The sequence below is a fragment of the Sphingobium sp. CR2-8 genome, from assembly GCF_035818615.1.
Lineage (GTDB): Bacteria > Pseudomonadota > Alphaproteobacteria > Sphingomonadales > Sphingomonadaceae > Sphingobium.
The window spans coordinates 1-13,730 of the sequence record NZ_JAYKZY010000003.1; the positions used below are offsets into that span (position 1 = coordinate 1).

Genomic DNA, 13,730 nt, shown 5'->3' on the forward strand with positions numbered 1-13,730 from the left:
GAACTGCATCAGCTCCTGGGGAAGAAGCAGCGCGCGCCGCTGGTCCGACATCGACTTGGAGCGGTTTGCCAATATGCCGTGTATTGTGAGCGACTTGGTGATGGCCTCCTGTCCGACATAGCCAACCCGCTCTGACAATTCGTTGGCGACCCGCAATTCCTTCGGCGTAAACGCGACCTCGACACCGCAATTGGACACGATTTCGTTCGCGACATGCTCGCCATAGACAGCGCGGAGCTGAGACCGGGACTGAATAACCGGAAGCAGGCGGATGCCGTAGCCTGCCACATATGAGAAGGCACTGGCGATGACCTGGGCACGGCCTATCCGCGCAAACTCGTCGAGAATGACCAGAACCTGGTGCGGCGTGGTTGCATCCGGCAAGGCGCGAACATTGAGATCAATGAGCTGCTGGAACAAAAGATTGTAGAGAGGGGCAACCCGATCCAGTTCGTCCGGTGACACACCAAGATAGATCGACATCGGCTTGGTGCGCAGAGCGCGCAGGTCGAAATCGCTATCTTCTGTCGCGGCGTCCACGCGGGGATTGAGCCACAGGCTCAGTTTGGACGTTACGGTCTGGACAATACCGGCGAATGTATTGTCGGCGCCGGAGGTGAAGTCCGCCAGCGCATTCCGGCATCCCTGCGACAGCGAAAGCGATCGGTCCTCCAAAACGCGGCGGAAGAAGCCGCGTGTGTCGCCCGTCGTCATCAATCGGTAGATTGCTCCGATCGTGAACGGCTGATCGGCAACTGCGAGGTATGCCCCAACGCCCACAAAAGCCGTCCGCGCGGAATCCGTCCAGAACGGCTCGCCGCGCTCAGGCGGAACGAAGAGCATGGTCGCGATCTTCTGAAGTTCGATCACGACCTGATCGGGGTCATTGCGATCGATATAGCCCAGCGGATTATAGCGCGCCGAACGGCCCTCTGGGTCGGTGGGGTTGAACAGGAACACGGCTTGGCCATGCTTCTGCCTGAACCCTGCGGTCGCATCCCAATTCTCCCGCTTTACATCGAGGACTACCACGGAATCCTGCCACGACAGCAGATTGGGGATAACGACCCCAACGCCTTTGCCGGACCGGGTAGGGGCTTCGACGATCACATGTTCGCTTCCGCCAAAGGTCAAAAACTTGCGTCGGCCAAAAAGCAAAAATTTGCGCCCGCGCATTCCGAGGACGATCCCCTTACCAGCGCGAAAGCCTGCTTGACGGATTTCGCGCTCTTTCGCGAAACGGGCTGCGCCATGCAACGGCGGTTGGCGCTTAGCGAGCCACCACAGCATGATCCCGGCCAAGACGAGTCCGACGACCAGACCAGCACCTAGCGCCTTCAGCACCACCGGATCATGCCGATAATACCAGAAGAATGCCGGCATCTTGAACGGATCAAATTTTGCGCTCGGCAGATCAAGGTAGAGCCAAGCCACGACCGATGCGATCGCAAAGGCCAATACGAGCGCGATCGAAATCCCGGCAGCGAGGATGGTGCCCCTCTTAGGCGGCATGGCGGGCTGCCGGATCATAGTAGATCTCGGTTATGCGGAACTCACCGTCGATTTTTTTCATCTGGACGACGACATCGACAAGGATTTTTAAGAGCGAACGGATGTCATCGCGGGCGAGATCAGCGCCGCCTTCGCTTTCCTTCACGAGCAGCGTCAATTGCTCGAATGCCAACTCGGCCGAGTCCGCATGGATTGTAGTGATCGATCCTGGATGACCACTGTTGACGTTGCGGAGATAGAAGAAGGCGGTTCCATCCCTCAATTCCTGAAGCAAGATGCGGTCAGGCCTCATACGCAGCGCGCTTTCCAGCAGCTCTTTGGCCGTGACCTTGGCTGTGCCGGTGCCATCCTTGCTGTAGATCATCTGGACGACGTTTTTATGCGGAACGACCAGCTCGCGAGTATCCTCAATCGTCAAAAGTCGTTCGTTCTCCGGGATTAGCTGGATCAGACCCTTGGAGAAGGTTGTTTTGCCGGAACCCGTCGCGCCTGAGATCAAGATATTGAGCCGGCTCTGAACCGCCAGCTCGAAAAACTCGATATGGCGCCCTGCATGAAGAAGGCCCTGAAGGCGCTCTTCCATGCTGCTGACCCGCTTGCTTGCCACCTTCGTTTCCGCGAACAATCCGCTGGCTTCGAAATCCTTCATCGAAAGCGTTTTCGTCGATGGTTTGCGCACCGTGATGGAAACGGTCCCGTCAGGCACTACCGGCGGAAGGACGAGCTGGACTCGCTCGCCGGTCGGGAACATCGTCGAACAGATCGGTGTCTCGCGGGAAACGTCCTGCGATGTGTAGGCCGCAGCGGCGGTTGCGAGCTGGTTGAGCGAGTCTAGCGTAAGGGCTTCCTCGCGTTCCCAAGTCCATCCTCCGCGCCGCTCGATGCCGATGATCTCAGGTTCGTTGATGACAACTTCCGTGACATCGGCATCATCGAGGTAGCGGCGCAACGGGCGTACCGCATGATCGAGGACCGCCGTGTTGCGAAACCCCACGGTGCTCATTTCAGGGCCAGTCCATAGACTTGCGAAAAGTCGAAATCCTTGGCGACGGTAATGGCCAGTTCGGTTCCTTGGTTTACCCTGACAATAGGGCGGATCTGCTGCGTGTCCTGCAACACCTGCGATGTAGTATCTCCTGGGGTGCGAAACACTGTCGAGCCTGCCGGACTGACCGCCTGACCCGCGATCTGGCCGCCAGCATCGAGCACACTGAAGAGCATGGCGGCACCGAAGCGCTGCCAGAAGAAACGGTCGATCTTGCCCGTGACGCCAGCGCGTCCGAGCGTGTCGGACGCTGGGGAGCCGATGTCGATAGCAACACCGCGCGGTGTGACGGCGCGCGTCCACATCGCAAACAGCCTATTTTGCCCTCGCTGCAAACCGCCCTGATATTCGCCGAAGACGCGAGTGCCTTTTTCGAGCAGCACCACTCTCCCGTTATCCGAATAGATGTCGCGAGGAATGATGCAGGTCGTGTATCCCGGCACGGTGCTGTCCATCGCTGTTTGCAGGGTGCAGGGAAGGATTGCGCCGGCAGTCACAAGATAGTTTCGATCCCCGATCATGCGCGCCGATGCAGTGCCGATTGCGGAGGTTTGCTTCAAGCCGTCGAGTTTGGTCGAAGGTGCTCGACCACTGCCGGTATTATCTGGTGCCGATGGGGCGCCATTCGCGCCGTCGTCCGCAGCATGACCCATGCTTTGATTGCCGTTGTAAGCGATCAGAGTCGACCGGCGGGCGCTATCGCTTAGCTGCCTAGCCTCGTTGGCTCGGCGTTCGGCTTCACCAGCCTGCCTGCTTTGTTGTTGGCCGCCTGCTCCGTATGGTGTGATCGGTTGACCGTCGGGGCCGATCGCAGGCACCTGTTCACCCGCGAGGGCGACCGGCGCATTGGGATCGCGTGGTGCAGTAGCAAGCGTCGGCGCAATGACTGTATTGGGATCGTATGGAGCTTCCACCGCTGGCGGCGGAGCCTTTCGCTTCGCATCTGGAATCTGTTTGTTGCCCCCCGAGCCTGTGACGAGGGTAAGGATTGTGAAGATTGCTGCGCCGCCAAGCGCGGCGCCGGCGATCATCTTCTTATTATCCCACTGGACGGCGTTGAGCGAAGGGATCTTGTTGGCCCGGTCCGCTGCCGGTGTGCGGTCGATCTCATTCACGTCAGGCGTGGCATCGACGTCAAATCGCTTATCGGACACGTCAGTTCTCCGTCGTGCGCTCAACCACTTCCGAGGCCGTGTCCGTTTTGGGATCGCGGCCATAGAAGCTGGGGTTTTCGTTGTAGATGCACAGGACAACCTTGCCCCTGCGAAGGCGCATTTCCTTGTAGACGCCGTGGATCACGACAAACTCGTCCCGCACATCAAAGGGGGCCGTTGCCTCGCTGCCGTCAGGATTAACGGTGAAAAGGGCCGGTATCTCGCGCTGGTTTGGGAAACGAAGGACCGTGAATTGCCCGTTGTCGCTGATCTCGGAGGGCTGGAGATCCGATGCACCTTGAACCTGATATGCCAGGTTCCGCTTCCCTTCGAGCACCCCAATATCGAGGGCCGTTTTGACCGCCCCATTCTGTAGCGCGAGAGCTTCATTCAGTTTCGCGCGCTGGGCGGCCAGTTGGGCTTGCTGCGCCTCATATTCGGGATAGCGAAGACGAACCTTGAAGAACGTACCCCCCGATCGCGCACTTGCAACGGCTGCCAGTTCGAAGGTGTAATTTCGCTTCGTGCCCTGAAAGTCCGTGACGACGATCAGGTTGGTCGCGCCGGCACGCTCGCGAGGTTTGACGAACAATGAATTTTCCGCGGGCGCCACTTCCCAGGAAACGGTGTCGCCCATGGCAACGAATTTGATGACCTCGCCAGGAGCAAACTCAATCTGCGTCGCGGTGCGGAAAGCGCTGCGAACCGAGATGACATTACCGTCGGTGTAGTTGACCTCCCTGATCCGAACATCCGGGCCAAGCTGGCGGGGGGTCTGTTCTGCCAGTGCCGGTACAGGCGCGAGAGTGAGGATGGCGGTGGCCATGAGAAGTGTGGGTTTCATCGCGTCGGAACCTCCGCGTCTGCTCGGTAGGACCGCACCTGAAACCCGAGCGGGTTAGCGTATCGACCAGATTCTGTTTCCGGTTTCGACAGCACATCGAATGTGATCGTTGCGATGGCAGGCGTCTCGATTGCTTGCTGGTCGCGCTCAAGCCGCTTGACGAACCGGACCTGGGCGACAGTCGGTGAGATGAAAGCAACGGAGCGGATCGCCACAAACACGGCGTCATTGACAGTGAACTGGTTCTGCGGGGAGTCCGGGTTGTCCTTCCGATAGAAGGTTGTCCAGCGCGTCTGCTCCTCCCGATTGGAAAGGGCGAGCACTTTACGGAAGAACTCTTCCCGTGCCTGTGGAATCCATCCTTCACGGTTGCGCACATAGTCGGCGAGGAAATATTTGCGAACCGCCTCATCATAGGTGATCGCCTTGTCGCCGCGCAGTTCTTGCGTGACGTCCGTAGCCCCCGTCGATCGATCAACGGTGACGACATAGGGCACCACGGTCTTCAACGGGGACAAGGCCATCACCGAGCCGACGCTGACTACCGCCAACGTTGTCGCGACGCCTGCAACGATCCACGCCAGTCGGCGTGAACGCGCGGCAACAACAAACCTGTCTCGATCCCAGCTTTCCGCTTCCGCGAAATATGCCTTGAGATCTTCGTCTTGGTCTCTCACGCCGATCGCCATGTCAGCAGCTCGCAAATCTAGGTAGAAGCGCCGCGCTGGCGCTTGAGGAAGTTGTCACCGCGCCGATCGCCGGCACCTTCTCGGCATGCGATGTGTCGGCCGCTTGGGGCGCAGTAGATTGCGCGTCAGAAGGGAATAGATTGGTCGCAGGAGGCGCTGAAGCGTCCGGCGTCGCCTGCCCATCGGGTGTGCCACGTGGCACAGTTCGGCTTGTTGTCGCCGCTGCGGATCGCTCAGGCACGGTCGGCAGCACGGTGCCATATGGATTTGCTGGGCGCTTTTGCTTGCCGTTGCAGCGCGCCAGTTTCTCGTCCTTTGCGGCGGTCGCAGGCGTTGATGGCACGAGCGACACGAGAGCAAGGACGGCAATGGCTGATCTGATCGTCATTCCATCTCTCCGGGCTAGTTGGTACGACTGAGAGTGCCGCCAGTGGCGCGGCTTCCGCCCCCGCCACGGCGAGCGGCGCGCCACGCGCGCGCCGCAGCAGCAGAGGGCGCATTCGACATGGCGCGGCCCAGCATGGGCGCGACGTTGCCGGTTGCAGCGTTCGCGAACTGTGTTGCGAGGGACGCGCCGCCTCCGCCTAGGCCAGCGGCGAGACCCGGAATTTGTAGGAAAAAGAAGAACCCCAGCACGTAAAAGGCGATGGCCCGGATTGCGATGACCGGAATGTTGGTGTCTCCGGTGAAGGCTTGACCCATGAAATCTTCGCCGGTGTTGCGAATGAAGATTGTCAGCAGCAGCGCAAATGCGACCAGCATCACATAATTGATGACTGAGCCAAGCCACGAAAAGAAGAACGACCGTGTAAACTCAAAGAGCAATGCCGCGACGAAAATAGGGCCAACAGCGGCAAGCAGAGCTAATGAAAAAAGCGCAAAGGCGCAGATGGTGAAGCCCAAAGCCGCTGATAGAATGGCTAAGACCATCAGGATTAGGCAGTAAATACCCGTGAAAAATATCTCGACGATGTTATTCGGCAGACCCACTAGATTTTTACCAGCGGCAGCGGTCCGAGCATCTTGAATTTCGGTGATTTTCACCACCGTATTCGATGCGCCTCTCACAATTTGGTCGAAGAAATCGCCTAGTCCGGTGACGCTTGGCCCGCCTACCGCCGTCGCTACATCACGAGGAAGGCCGTCCATGGTAAAGAGGCTGACATACGCTCCATAGAGTGTTGTCACCGCGAACACGAGCGCGGCCAATTTCATTCCACGAAACACAAATTCCCGGAATGGATATTCAACTGCTCCGCGAAGGATCGCGATGCCGAGGAGGATTATATAGATGGTCACGCCCACGCGAAGAGGGCCTGAAATCCAGCCCACGACGCCAGCGTAGGCTGAGATTACACCGGCCAAAGCGTCATTGAGATAGGCAAACATGGTCTGGAAGAGGTTTCCCACTGTCCTACCCCTTGCTTGATCGTGAGCAGGGCGATGGCATCACACACCCATGCCCTTCTTAAATTCGTCGCGGTCCTTCCGGGATCTCAGCAGCTCGTTGGCGGTATCAACGTTGTTGCAGGTAGAGACGACGATTGAAGGCCAACTAGCGGGCGGACGCTGTGATGATTTCCAGTCCGCACAGACTGCTTCCATCTCTTGGCGCTGAGGCTCATTTTCCGTGTAGAATGCCACATCGCGAAGGGGCATGTCCGATCTCAGGTGATCGCCGGTCTGATCATTTTCAGATGGGGAGCAACCACTGATGAACGTGAGAGCCGAGACGACGCCGAGGTATTTTTGCAATGTGGTGGTCATCAATCTAATCCCATGCCGGCCTTGAAGCTCGCGCGATCGGACTGCTGAAGGGCGACGTATCGCTGATAGTCCGCCTCAGCTTTCGCACGGCGCTGAAGCTCAACCGCCTGCAACGCCATCTGGTCATTCATCATCTGCGCCTGTTCGAGCTGTAGGCGGGCAGACATATCGGCTCGCTCGGCGGCTGAGGTCGCGTTGCCGAGACGCCCCCGAAGCTCATCCAGCCCTTCGCGACGGCTTGTCACCGCATCGCCGACGTTGCTGGCAAGGCCGGTAGTGACGGCCGCTTCACGCGCTCCCTGCTCGTATGCGGCACGCTCGCTCTCCGTGGCCGCTTGCGACGACCGGCCTATGAGATCCTGATAGACGTCATTCGCCTTGCCGCGCAGACCGCCGACCACATCGACGTTGCCGCTTGTGTAGCCGTCCAGGCTGGACGAGGACACGTCACTGGTGCGCAGCATGTCGCTCTTGAGTTGGTTGGCGACATTGCTGATGTCCGTCGCCTTGTTGAGGTCGCGATACAACGACTGCGCCTGCTCAATCTGCTGCTTGCCCTGGAGAATGGCCTGTCTCGCCTGCTCCAGTTGCTTGATCTGCTGCGCGAAGGCACGGGGATCGAACACGATGCCCGTGCCCAGTTGGGCTTGCGCCGTCCCGGCGCACAAGAGCGCTGACCCTGCCAGCGCGATGGAAACAGCTTTCAAGCGACGCATGCCATTACTCCTTCAGCTCGGACGACGACGTTGGTGGAAGATCGGGAGCCAGGTCGCCGGGTCCGGCCCAAATTCGGCAGCCGCTTCGACGGCGATGGCCGTGGTTTCCGCGCGTCCCGACAGGACGGCCAGTTCATCATCGAGGCCGGTCAGATCCAGTTCGACCACCACGCTGTCATGGCCCTGCTTCACCAGAAACTTGCGGGATTCCGGCGAAAGCTCCTCGCGGATCAGTTGAAATTCGGCATCGGTCAGTGAGAAGCCGTCAACATAATCACGGCGCGCGCCTTTGGGGTTGGGGAGCATCACCTGGGTCGCGACCTGCTCAAGAATAGAATGGGCGATGTCGCTTTTGAGAGCATCCGCCGGCGACTGCGTGGCGAACACCATCAGCGCGTTGCGCTTGCGGTAGGTCTTCAAGCCGTCCTGCGCGAAGCTGCGAAATGCCTCGTCGCCCAGCGCCTTCCAGAACTCGTCGACCGCGATGATGGTGCGTTCGCCGGTCAGTAGCTTGTCGATCCGGTGGAACAGGTACAGCATCACCGGCGCGCGGATCTCGCCATTGTCGAGGAAATCCGTCATGTCGAAACCGATGAAGCGGGTATCGAGCGTCATTTCGTCAGCCGGATTGTCGAACACCCACCCCATCGAGCCGCGCGATGTCCATTTCTCCAGACGGGCGCCGATGCCGCCCGCATCCGACATGCCCAGCATCGAGCGCAGGGCGTCGAGCGAACGGTCATCACGTGGCAGCCGCATCACTGCGGCAATGCCCTCGTCGATCATCCGTTCTTCCTGAACCGAGATCGGACGGCTCTCGGTGCGGACGAGCTGGCGCACGAAGAGCGACAGCCAGGCCCGATCCTCCGCAGTATTTTCCAGCGCCTTGAGAGGGGCAAAGCCCGTGGGCGTGCCATTCCCCAAAGCGAGATAGGTGCCGCCTGAAGCCAGCACGAAAATCTGTGCGCCGCGGTCCTTGTCGATGAAAATCTGGCGCGCGCCCGTCTTCTCGGCTTGCGCCATCAGGAAGTTGACGATGACGGTCTTGCCGCCCCCGGAAGGCCCGATAACCAGCGTATGGCCCAGGTCGCGCTTGTGGAAGCTGAAGAAATACGGGCTCCGGGCACTCGTCTTCATCAGCGCGATGGCGTCGCCCCAATGATTGCCGGTGGCAAGGCCGGCAGGGTATGTGTGGAACGGCGAGAACGCCGCGAAATTGAGGGATGTGATAGGCGCTGGCCTCGCCCGCCATTGGAAATTGCCGACGAGCTGGCTCCAATAGGCCGCTTCGAGCGCGGCCCCCTCGCGGGCGGCAACCATGCCGGTGTCGGCCAGCGCCGCGCGCGCGATCGACATATTATCGCGCAGCCCCTTCAGGCTGTCGGAATAAACTGCCAGCGTGAAATGGTGGTCGCCCAGGACGAAGCGATTGGACATCAGATCGTCAGCCGCATCTTCGAGATCGAGCATCTGGCTGACGGCGCGATCGTCCGCATTCTCCATCTGCTTTTGCCGCAGGCGGAACCGTTCTGAAGCCGCAGCGCGTCCGAGGAAGGTGAAGGACTGGGTGAGCACGAAGCCGAAATCGACCGCGAGCAGGGACTCGAACTGGCGCGGCGTCGTAAACGCCGGATATTCCCGAATGCCGAAGATGCCCCCGAACGCGCTGCGATCGGCGTCGCGGACCTCGACCGTCTCACCGCCGAAGATCACCCGTTGGCGATACAGCGCGCTGCCGAGGTGGCCGCGAATGATAGGGACGCGGCGATGCCTGCCGGTCATCACCATTTCCGCGACTTCCATGGTCTCGGAAAATTTCAGACCATTGTGCCCGTAGATCGCCAATCGGCGCGGCGCGCAGCGGTCCATCAGCTTTTCAAAATCGCGAGCCTTGTCCTCCAGGGCTTCGAGGAGATCGGCATCGATGGCGTCCGCCTCCGCGCCAGCCCGGGCCTTGCTCTTGAAGAGCTGGACCAGCTTGTCGGCGCCATGGATCGCGGGACGCAGAACCAGCGTCACGAAGAAGCGGTTGATGAACATCCGCTCCTTGTTCATTCGTGCGAAGTAGGCGGCATCGAGGTCGCGCGCGAACCGCGATCGGAAATTGCCGCCAGGATATTGCTCGACGCGCGCACGCACGAGATGCGTCCAGATCGACAGGCGATCGTCGTGCAGGTTGCGCAGCATACCGTTGAGCTTGGCGTGCCAGTCATTGAGATCACGCACGTCGGCCGTCTCGAATGCACGGCTCTGCAACTCGAAGGACAACATGATGGCGCCGGAATCCAGCGCCACCACTTCGTCGGTGACATGGCGTGCGTAAGGCAGGAACTTGGTCGGTAGCACCTCCTTGAGCGCCACCTTCATCGGCACCTGGTCGGACAGGCGGTTCGGTTTAGCCATTGCGACCGAACCCCTTGCGCTTGATCCCCTTGAGAGGCAGCGGGGTGTAGCTGGAGCCACCCCAGAATGCCCGGTTGCGGTTGGCCGCCTTGGTGCGTCCCCATAGGAAGATGAGGCGGAAGGCGTTCACGTCATGGCGGACGATCAGCCGCGAAATACTGAACATCACCGCCGCGATGACCGCTGCATATACGGGGTTGTTGAACCCGATCAGCACAATCACCGAGGACAGCAGGATGACCACGGCCGCTTCGATCGGGATACCGGCGAAGAGCGCAGGGCGCGTCACCGCCAGGAATAGCGGATTGCGCGCCATGATTTCCCGATCATTCTCCATGTTCGAACCTTCGGCATTGTGCGGTGATGGCGGGGCGGTCCTCGCCCCGCCTTGCAAAGATCAGCCGGCGTTGAGCTGGTCGACGATCCACGGAGCGGAAAAGATCAGGGCGATACCGATGATGACGGTGACGAGAGCGCCGGTGTTGACGCGGCCCGTCAGCCAGCCAAATCCTGCGGCGATGATCGCGAGAATGGCGACGGTACGCAGCAGGCCGTTGCTGAGAAGGTTCAGCACGGATTGGCCGAAACTTTCGAGATTGGTTTGCGCAAGCGCGGGTTCGGCGGAAAGCAGCGAGGCCAGCGCCACCAGGCCGAACATCGACAGGAGGCGCCCCAGCTTCCGACGGCGCTGCGATAGTGCGTCGATGCGGGCGGTGACGCGGGATCGAAGGGTGAGCGTCGGCACGCCGAGCGACACAAGGTTCATCGGTTGTCTCCTTCTCCGGCGAGCGTGGCTCGCTCAAATTCCGCCTTCGCAAACACGTCCCACGATGGCGGCGGGGGGGGTGGGGCCGCGCGCGGCGCCCCGGGTCGGACGTATTTTCCTCGACCAGAGCGGCCAGCACCGTCGCCGCGCTCGCGGTGTCAGATGTGCCAGCAATTGCGGTCGACGGGACCGCCGCAGGCTGGGCGGCGTCGGCAATGCCGGCATTGCTGACCACCCGCCCCACATAGCCGTTGGCAAAGCCACGTGACTGCGATCCGGTATTGTACATGGAGAGCGCGATGCGCAGCGCGCGTTGCGGATGCAGGCCGTTTCTTACCTGACGATAATTTCCGGCCAGAACCGCCCCGGCAGCGGCGATGTTCGTGCAGGGTTCGAACACCGTCTCCCATGTCAGGCCGAGCGCCTTCATGTTCCGGGAGTTGATCTGTCCCAGGCCAAGATCAACGGAATAGCCTTTGGCGACATAGGCGCGCGAGATGCTGATCGCCTGCGCCAGTGTAGTTGGCTGGGCAACCTTGCGGCTCAATCCGTTGACGTTGATCGCCAATTCGTAGCCCTGGCTTTCCGTTTTCACGATCGCCGCGATTGTCTCTGGAGCCACATCCGGCGCGCATTGTGCGGCGAGGCCCATGACGACTGCGGCGGGAAACGTCACCGCCCGCAGCCTTGCGTGTCTGGGACATAAGGCAAAAGCGCCGTCGTCATACCATGACCGGCAGAAATGGTAATGTCGGCGGTTCGGGCCGAAACCGATGCGATCAGCGCGGCATTTTGCGCGACGCACACCGGGAATGAACATAAGCGATTTGCCATGTTTTCACTCCAGTTGTGAAGACAGGCTATGTTAAGAAATCTGTGAACGCTACCCCCAAAGCGACACGCGTTCCTGATAATGAGAACGACTTACCCCGCTAAAATGTCGTTTCGTCCCTCATGCCCGGATAGGGGTGCAAACTGATAACGCCTTCGTAACCATAACCCAGAATAATGTGACGTATGGCCGAAGATGCCTTCTTATACAGGCGGATGCGCTTCTTGTCGTAAAGGCCCACATGGAACATCGCGGTTCCACGCCAGCTCACACGGATATTGATGTGCCACTTGCCGGAGTCGTGCTGGCACACGTGAACGTCTGTAATTGTCCCGCCAGGAGGGCGATGCGTCGTAAGCTCGCGTTCCAGTAGTAGCTCTAATTCCATTCTTACCCTACAAGCGATTTATATGGTTTTCGCTGGTGTCCTATATCGCGCTGCGATAGCATGACAAAGCGCTTCAACGGAGGTGTCTTAAATGGCCCGACGGCATATCGCCACGATTGAGGAACAGGCCGACCGAATTGTTCGTCAGCTCGGAGGGCGATGGACGGGCGATTTTGCCATGTGCCGATGCCCTGCCCATTCCGACAGCAAGGCAAGCCTTTCCGTTCGGGTCGGCGACCGCGCCGTGCTGTTCCACTGTTTCGCCGGCTGCACTGCCGAAGCGATCATGGCGGCGCTTCGGTCCGGCAAGATCCTCGCGCCGCCCGATCATGATCCGGGGCAGCGTCAGGAGAGCAAGACCGATCTCAACAAAGTCGCCCTTGCAGTCTGGCGTCACGCTGCCCCCTATGTCGGCACGCTCGCCGATCGCTACCTGCGCACCCGTGCGATCGTGCCCGAAGGGATCAACGCTCGCTTCGATCCGCGTTGCCAGTGCGGTGCGGGCGCCGCCAAGGCGTTTGCCCCGGCGCTGATCGTGCCGATCGAGGAAGACGCCGGCGTCGTTGCGATCCACCGCACTTTCCTGACGCCTGATGGCCGTTGGAAAGCCGATATGCCTGAACCCAAGCGTATGCTTGGCAATCCCGGCACGGGCGCGGTGCGCTGGGGCGGTATCCCAACCGATGGCGTGCTGCGTCTCGCGGAAGGCGTCGAGGATGCCGCAAGCGTGATGAACCTGCTCGAACCTGGTCACTTCGTTTGGCCGGTGCTGGGCATTGAGCGCTATCAGGGCATTGCGATCCCGGAAAGCATCCACACCGTCATCCTCTATAGTCAGCACGGTGTCGAAGCGGCGCGCGCTGTGGAACGGGCCACCCCTCACCTGACCGATAATGGCCGCAGGCTTCTCACCAAGCTGCCGCCGCATAGCGGCGACTGGAACGATCTCCTGCGCGAGATCCGGGCAGCATGAAGCTGTTTCCCGGCGTCCCGCCCTATCAGCGCTGGATGATGGGGGCGACCTTCGTTGTCGTGGCGGTCTATTCCATCGCGCAGAACAAGGCATCGCTGATCGAAGCATCGCAGACCCAGCTATCCTCTCCTTCTCCGCGGATTATCGATGGCGATACCGTCGATTTCTCAAACGGTCGCGTGCGGATTGTCGGGATCGATGCTCCTGACGAAGATCGGCCGCAGCTCAAGGCGCTGGCGAGTGAGGCGCTGCGCGAACTGGCGGCCCGCGATGGCGGGCTGACGTGCTCGGCGTCGCTGTTCGACTATGCCCTGCGCCGCGAAGAGCAGTGCCGCACCACAGCCAAGAGCTATGGGCGATTGAATCTGTCTTGCCGCTTCCCAAGCAACAAGGCGAGCGTTGGTGCCACCATGGTCGCTCAAGGCTATGCCGTCGATTACCGCGTCTATTCGGGCGGCGCCTATGTCGACCTGATGCGCAAGGCGGCAGCGCAGCGCGTAGGTTTGTGGGGTGTCGATTACGAAGGGATGCGGCAGCTTGCCGTGCAGCGTGCGCAAGTGCCGCAAGGGTGCGACGTGGGCACGATCAAAAAGGAGCCGGGACCAGTCGCCGGCGCACGCTCGACGCGGTAATGATCGAAC

General features: G+C 60.3%; 14 protein-coding genes and 1 pseudogene. 2 read left to right on the plus strand and 13 right to left on the minus strand.

Annotation, left to right across the window (positions count from 1 at the left end):
• The 13 genes and pseudogenes from U5A82_RS21280 to U5A82_RS21340 all read right to left on the minus strand — a co-directional run.
• Positions 1 to 1,530: type IV secretory system conjugative DNA transfer family protein (locus U5A82_RS21280; RefSeq protein WP_442802227.1), on the minus strand; the 1,530-nt coding region annotated here is incomplete at its 3' end.
• Entirely contained in the window at positions 1,502 to 2,515 is a 1,014-nt protein-coding gene (virB11, locus tag U5A82_RS21285; RefSeq protein WP_326293022.1) for a P-type DNA transfer ATPase VirB11, read from the minus strand. The genes U5A82_RS21280 and virB11, both read right to left, overlap by 29 nt.
• Positions 2,512 to 3,711: a type IV secretion system protein VirB10 gene (gene virB10 / locus U5A82_RS21290; protein ID WP_326293023.1), complete on the minus strand. Its 1,200-nt coding sequence runs from the start codon at positions 3,709 to 3,711 to the stop codon at positions 2,512 to 2,514. Before virB10 ends, virB11 begins: the two co-directional genes overlap by 4 nt.
• Before the next feature lies 1 nt (position 3,712).
• Entirely contained in the window at positions 3,713 to 4,555 is an 843-nt protein-coding gene (locus tag U5A82_RS21295) for a TrbG/VirB9 family P-type conjugative transfer protein (protein WP_326293024.1), read from the minus strand.
• Entirely contained in the window at positions 4,552 to 5,244 is a 693-nt protein-coding gene (locus U5A82_RS21300) for a VirB8 family type IV secretion system protein (RefSeq protein WP_326293025.1), read from the minus strand. The genes U5A82_RS21295 and U5A82_RS21300 overlap by 4 nt, the downstream gene beginning before the upstream one ends.
• Before the next feature lie 402 nt (positions 5,245 to 5,646).
• A complete protein-coding gene (locus tag U5A82_RS21305; protein WP_326293026.1) occupies positions 5,647 to 6,654 on the minus strand; it encodes a type IV secretion system protein in 1,008 nt (335 codons plus the stop codon).
• A gap of 39 nt (positions 6,655 to 6,693) precedes the next feature.
• A complete protein-coding gene (locus tag U5A82_RS21310; RefSeq protein WP_326293027.1) occupies positions 6,694 to 7,011 on the minus strand; it encodes a hypothetical protein in 318 nt (105 codons plus the stop codon).
• The gene (locus U5A82_RS21315; RefSeq protein WP_326293028.1) at positions 7,011 to 7,727 is read right to left on the minus strand and encodes a type IV secretion system protein; all 717 of its coding nucleotides are present in this window, start codon (positions 7,725 to 7,727) and stop codon (positions 7,011 to 7,013) included. The genes U5A82_RS21310 and U5A82_RS21315 overlap by 1 nt, the downstream gene beginning before the upstream one ends.
• Before the next feature lie 12 nt (positions 7,728 to 7,739).
• Complete coding sequence (locus U5A82_RS21320; RefSeq protein WP_326293029.1) at positions 7,740 to 10,130, minus strand: VirB4 family type IV secretion/conjugal transfer ATPase; 2,391 nt, start codon at positions 10,128 to 10,130, stop codon at positions 7,740 to 7,742.
• On the minus strand, positions 10,123 to 10,467 hold the full coding sequence (locus tag U5A82_RS21325) for a VirB3 family type IV secretion system protein (protein WP_442802228.1): 345 nt from the start codon (positions 10,465 to 10,467) through the stop codon (positions 10,123 to 10,125). The genes U5A82_RS21320 and U5A82_RS21325 overlap by 8 nt, the downstream gene beginning before the upstream one ends.
• 60 nt (positions 10,468 to 10,527) lie before the next feature.
• Positions 10,528 to 10,896 (minus strand): TrbC/VirB2 family protein, encoded by a 369-nt coding sequence (locus tag U5A82_RS21330; RefSeq protein WP_326293031.1) that lies wholly within the window; start codon positions 10,894 to 10,896, stop codon positions 10,528 to 10,530.
• Between the two features lie 304 nt (positions 10,897 to 11,200).
• Positions 11,201 to 11,716 (minus strand): annotated as a pseudogene (locus U5A82_RS21335) (lytic transglycosylase domain-containing protein); the annotation flags it as partial.
• 112 nt (positions 11,717 to 11,828) lie between these two features.
• The gene (locus U5A82_RS21340; RefSeq protein ID WP_326293032.1) at positions 11,829 to 12,116 is read right to left on the minus strand and encodes a hypothetical protein; all 288 of its coding nucleotides are present in this window, start codon (positions 12,114 to 12,116) and stop codon (positions 11,829 to 11,831) included.
• Between the two features lie 91 nt (positions 12,117 to 12,207).
• Between U5A82_RS21340 and U5A82_RS21345 the strand changes: the two genes are divergently transcribed.
• Both U5A82_RS21345 and U5A82_RS21350 read left to right on the plus strand, forming a co-directional pair.
• Entirely contained in the window at positions 12,208 to 13,089 is an 882-nt protein-coding gene (locus U5A82_RS21345) for a DUF7146 domain-containing protein (RefSeq protein ID WP_326293033.1), read from the plus strand.
• Positions 13,086 to 13,721 (plus strand): thermonuclease family protein, encoded by a 636-nt coding sequence (locus tag U5A82_RS21350; protein ID WP_326293034.1) that lies wholly within the window; start codon positions 13,086 to 13,088, stop codon positions 13,719 to 13,721. Before U5A82_RS21345 ends, U5A82_RS21350 begins: the two co-directional genes overlap by 4 nt.
• The last annotated feature ends 9 nt before the right edge of the window (positions 13,722 to 13,730 follow it).

What these genes read in the sequence shown, in the direction of transcription:
- U5A82_RS21320 (WP_326293029.1), bottom strand. Translation starts at nt 10,130, where the DNA reads ATGGCTAAACCGAACCGCCTGTCCGACCAGGTGCCGATGAAGGTGGCG.
- U5A82_RS21330 (WP_326293031.1), bottom strand. Translation starts at nt 10,896, where the DNA reads ATGAACCTTGTGTCGCTCGGCGTGCCGACGCTCACCCTTCGATCCCGC.
- U5A82_RS21345 (WP_326293033.1), top strand. Translation starts at nt 12,208, where the DNA reads ATGGCCCGACGGCATATCGCCACGATTGAGGAACAGGCCGACCGAATT.
- U5A82_RS21295 (WP_326293024.1), bottom strand. Translation starts at nt 4,555, where the DNA reads ATGAAACCCACACTTCTCATGGCCACCGCCATCCTCACTCTCGCGCCT.
- virB11 (WP_326293022.1), bottom strand. Translation starts at nt 2,515, where the DNA reads ATGAGCACCGTGGGGTTTCGCAACACGGCGGTCCTCGATCATGCGGTA.
- U5A82_RS21315 (WP_326293028.1), bottom strand. Translation starts at nt 7,727, where the DNA reads ATGCGTCGCTTGAAAGCTGTTTCCATCGCGCTGGCAGGGTCAGCGCTC.
- U5A82_RS21325 (WP_442802228.1), bottom strand. Translation starts at nt 10,467, where the DNA reads ATGGAGAATGATCGGGAAATCATGGCGCGCAATCCGCTATTCCTGGCG.
- U5A82_RS21340 (WP_326293032.1), bottom strand. Translation starts at nt 12,116, where the DNA reads ATGGAATTAGAGCTACTACTGGAACGCGAGCTTACGACGCATCGCCCT.
- U5A82_RS21310 (WP_326293027.1), bottom strand. Translation starts at nt 7,011, where the DNA reads ATGACCACCACATTGCAAAAATACCTCGGCGTCGTCTCGGCTCTCACG.
- U5A82_RS21350 (WP_326293034.1), top strand. Translation starts at nt 13,086, where the DNA reads ATGAAGCTGTTTCCCGGCGTCCCGCCCTATCAGCGCTGGATGATGGGG.
- U5A82_RS21300 (WP_326293025.1), bottom strand. Translation starts at nt 5,244, where the DNA reads ATGGCGATCGGCGTGAGAGACCAAGACGAAGATCTCAAGGCATATTTC.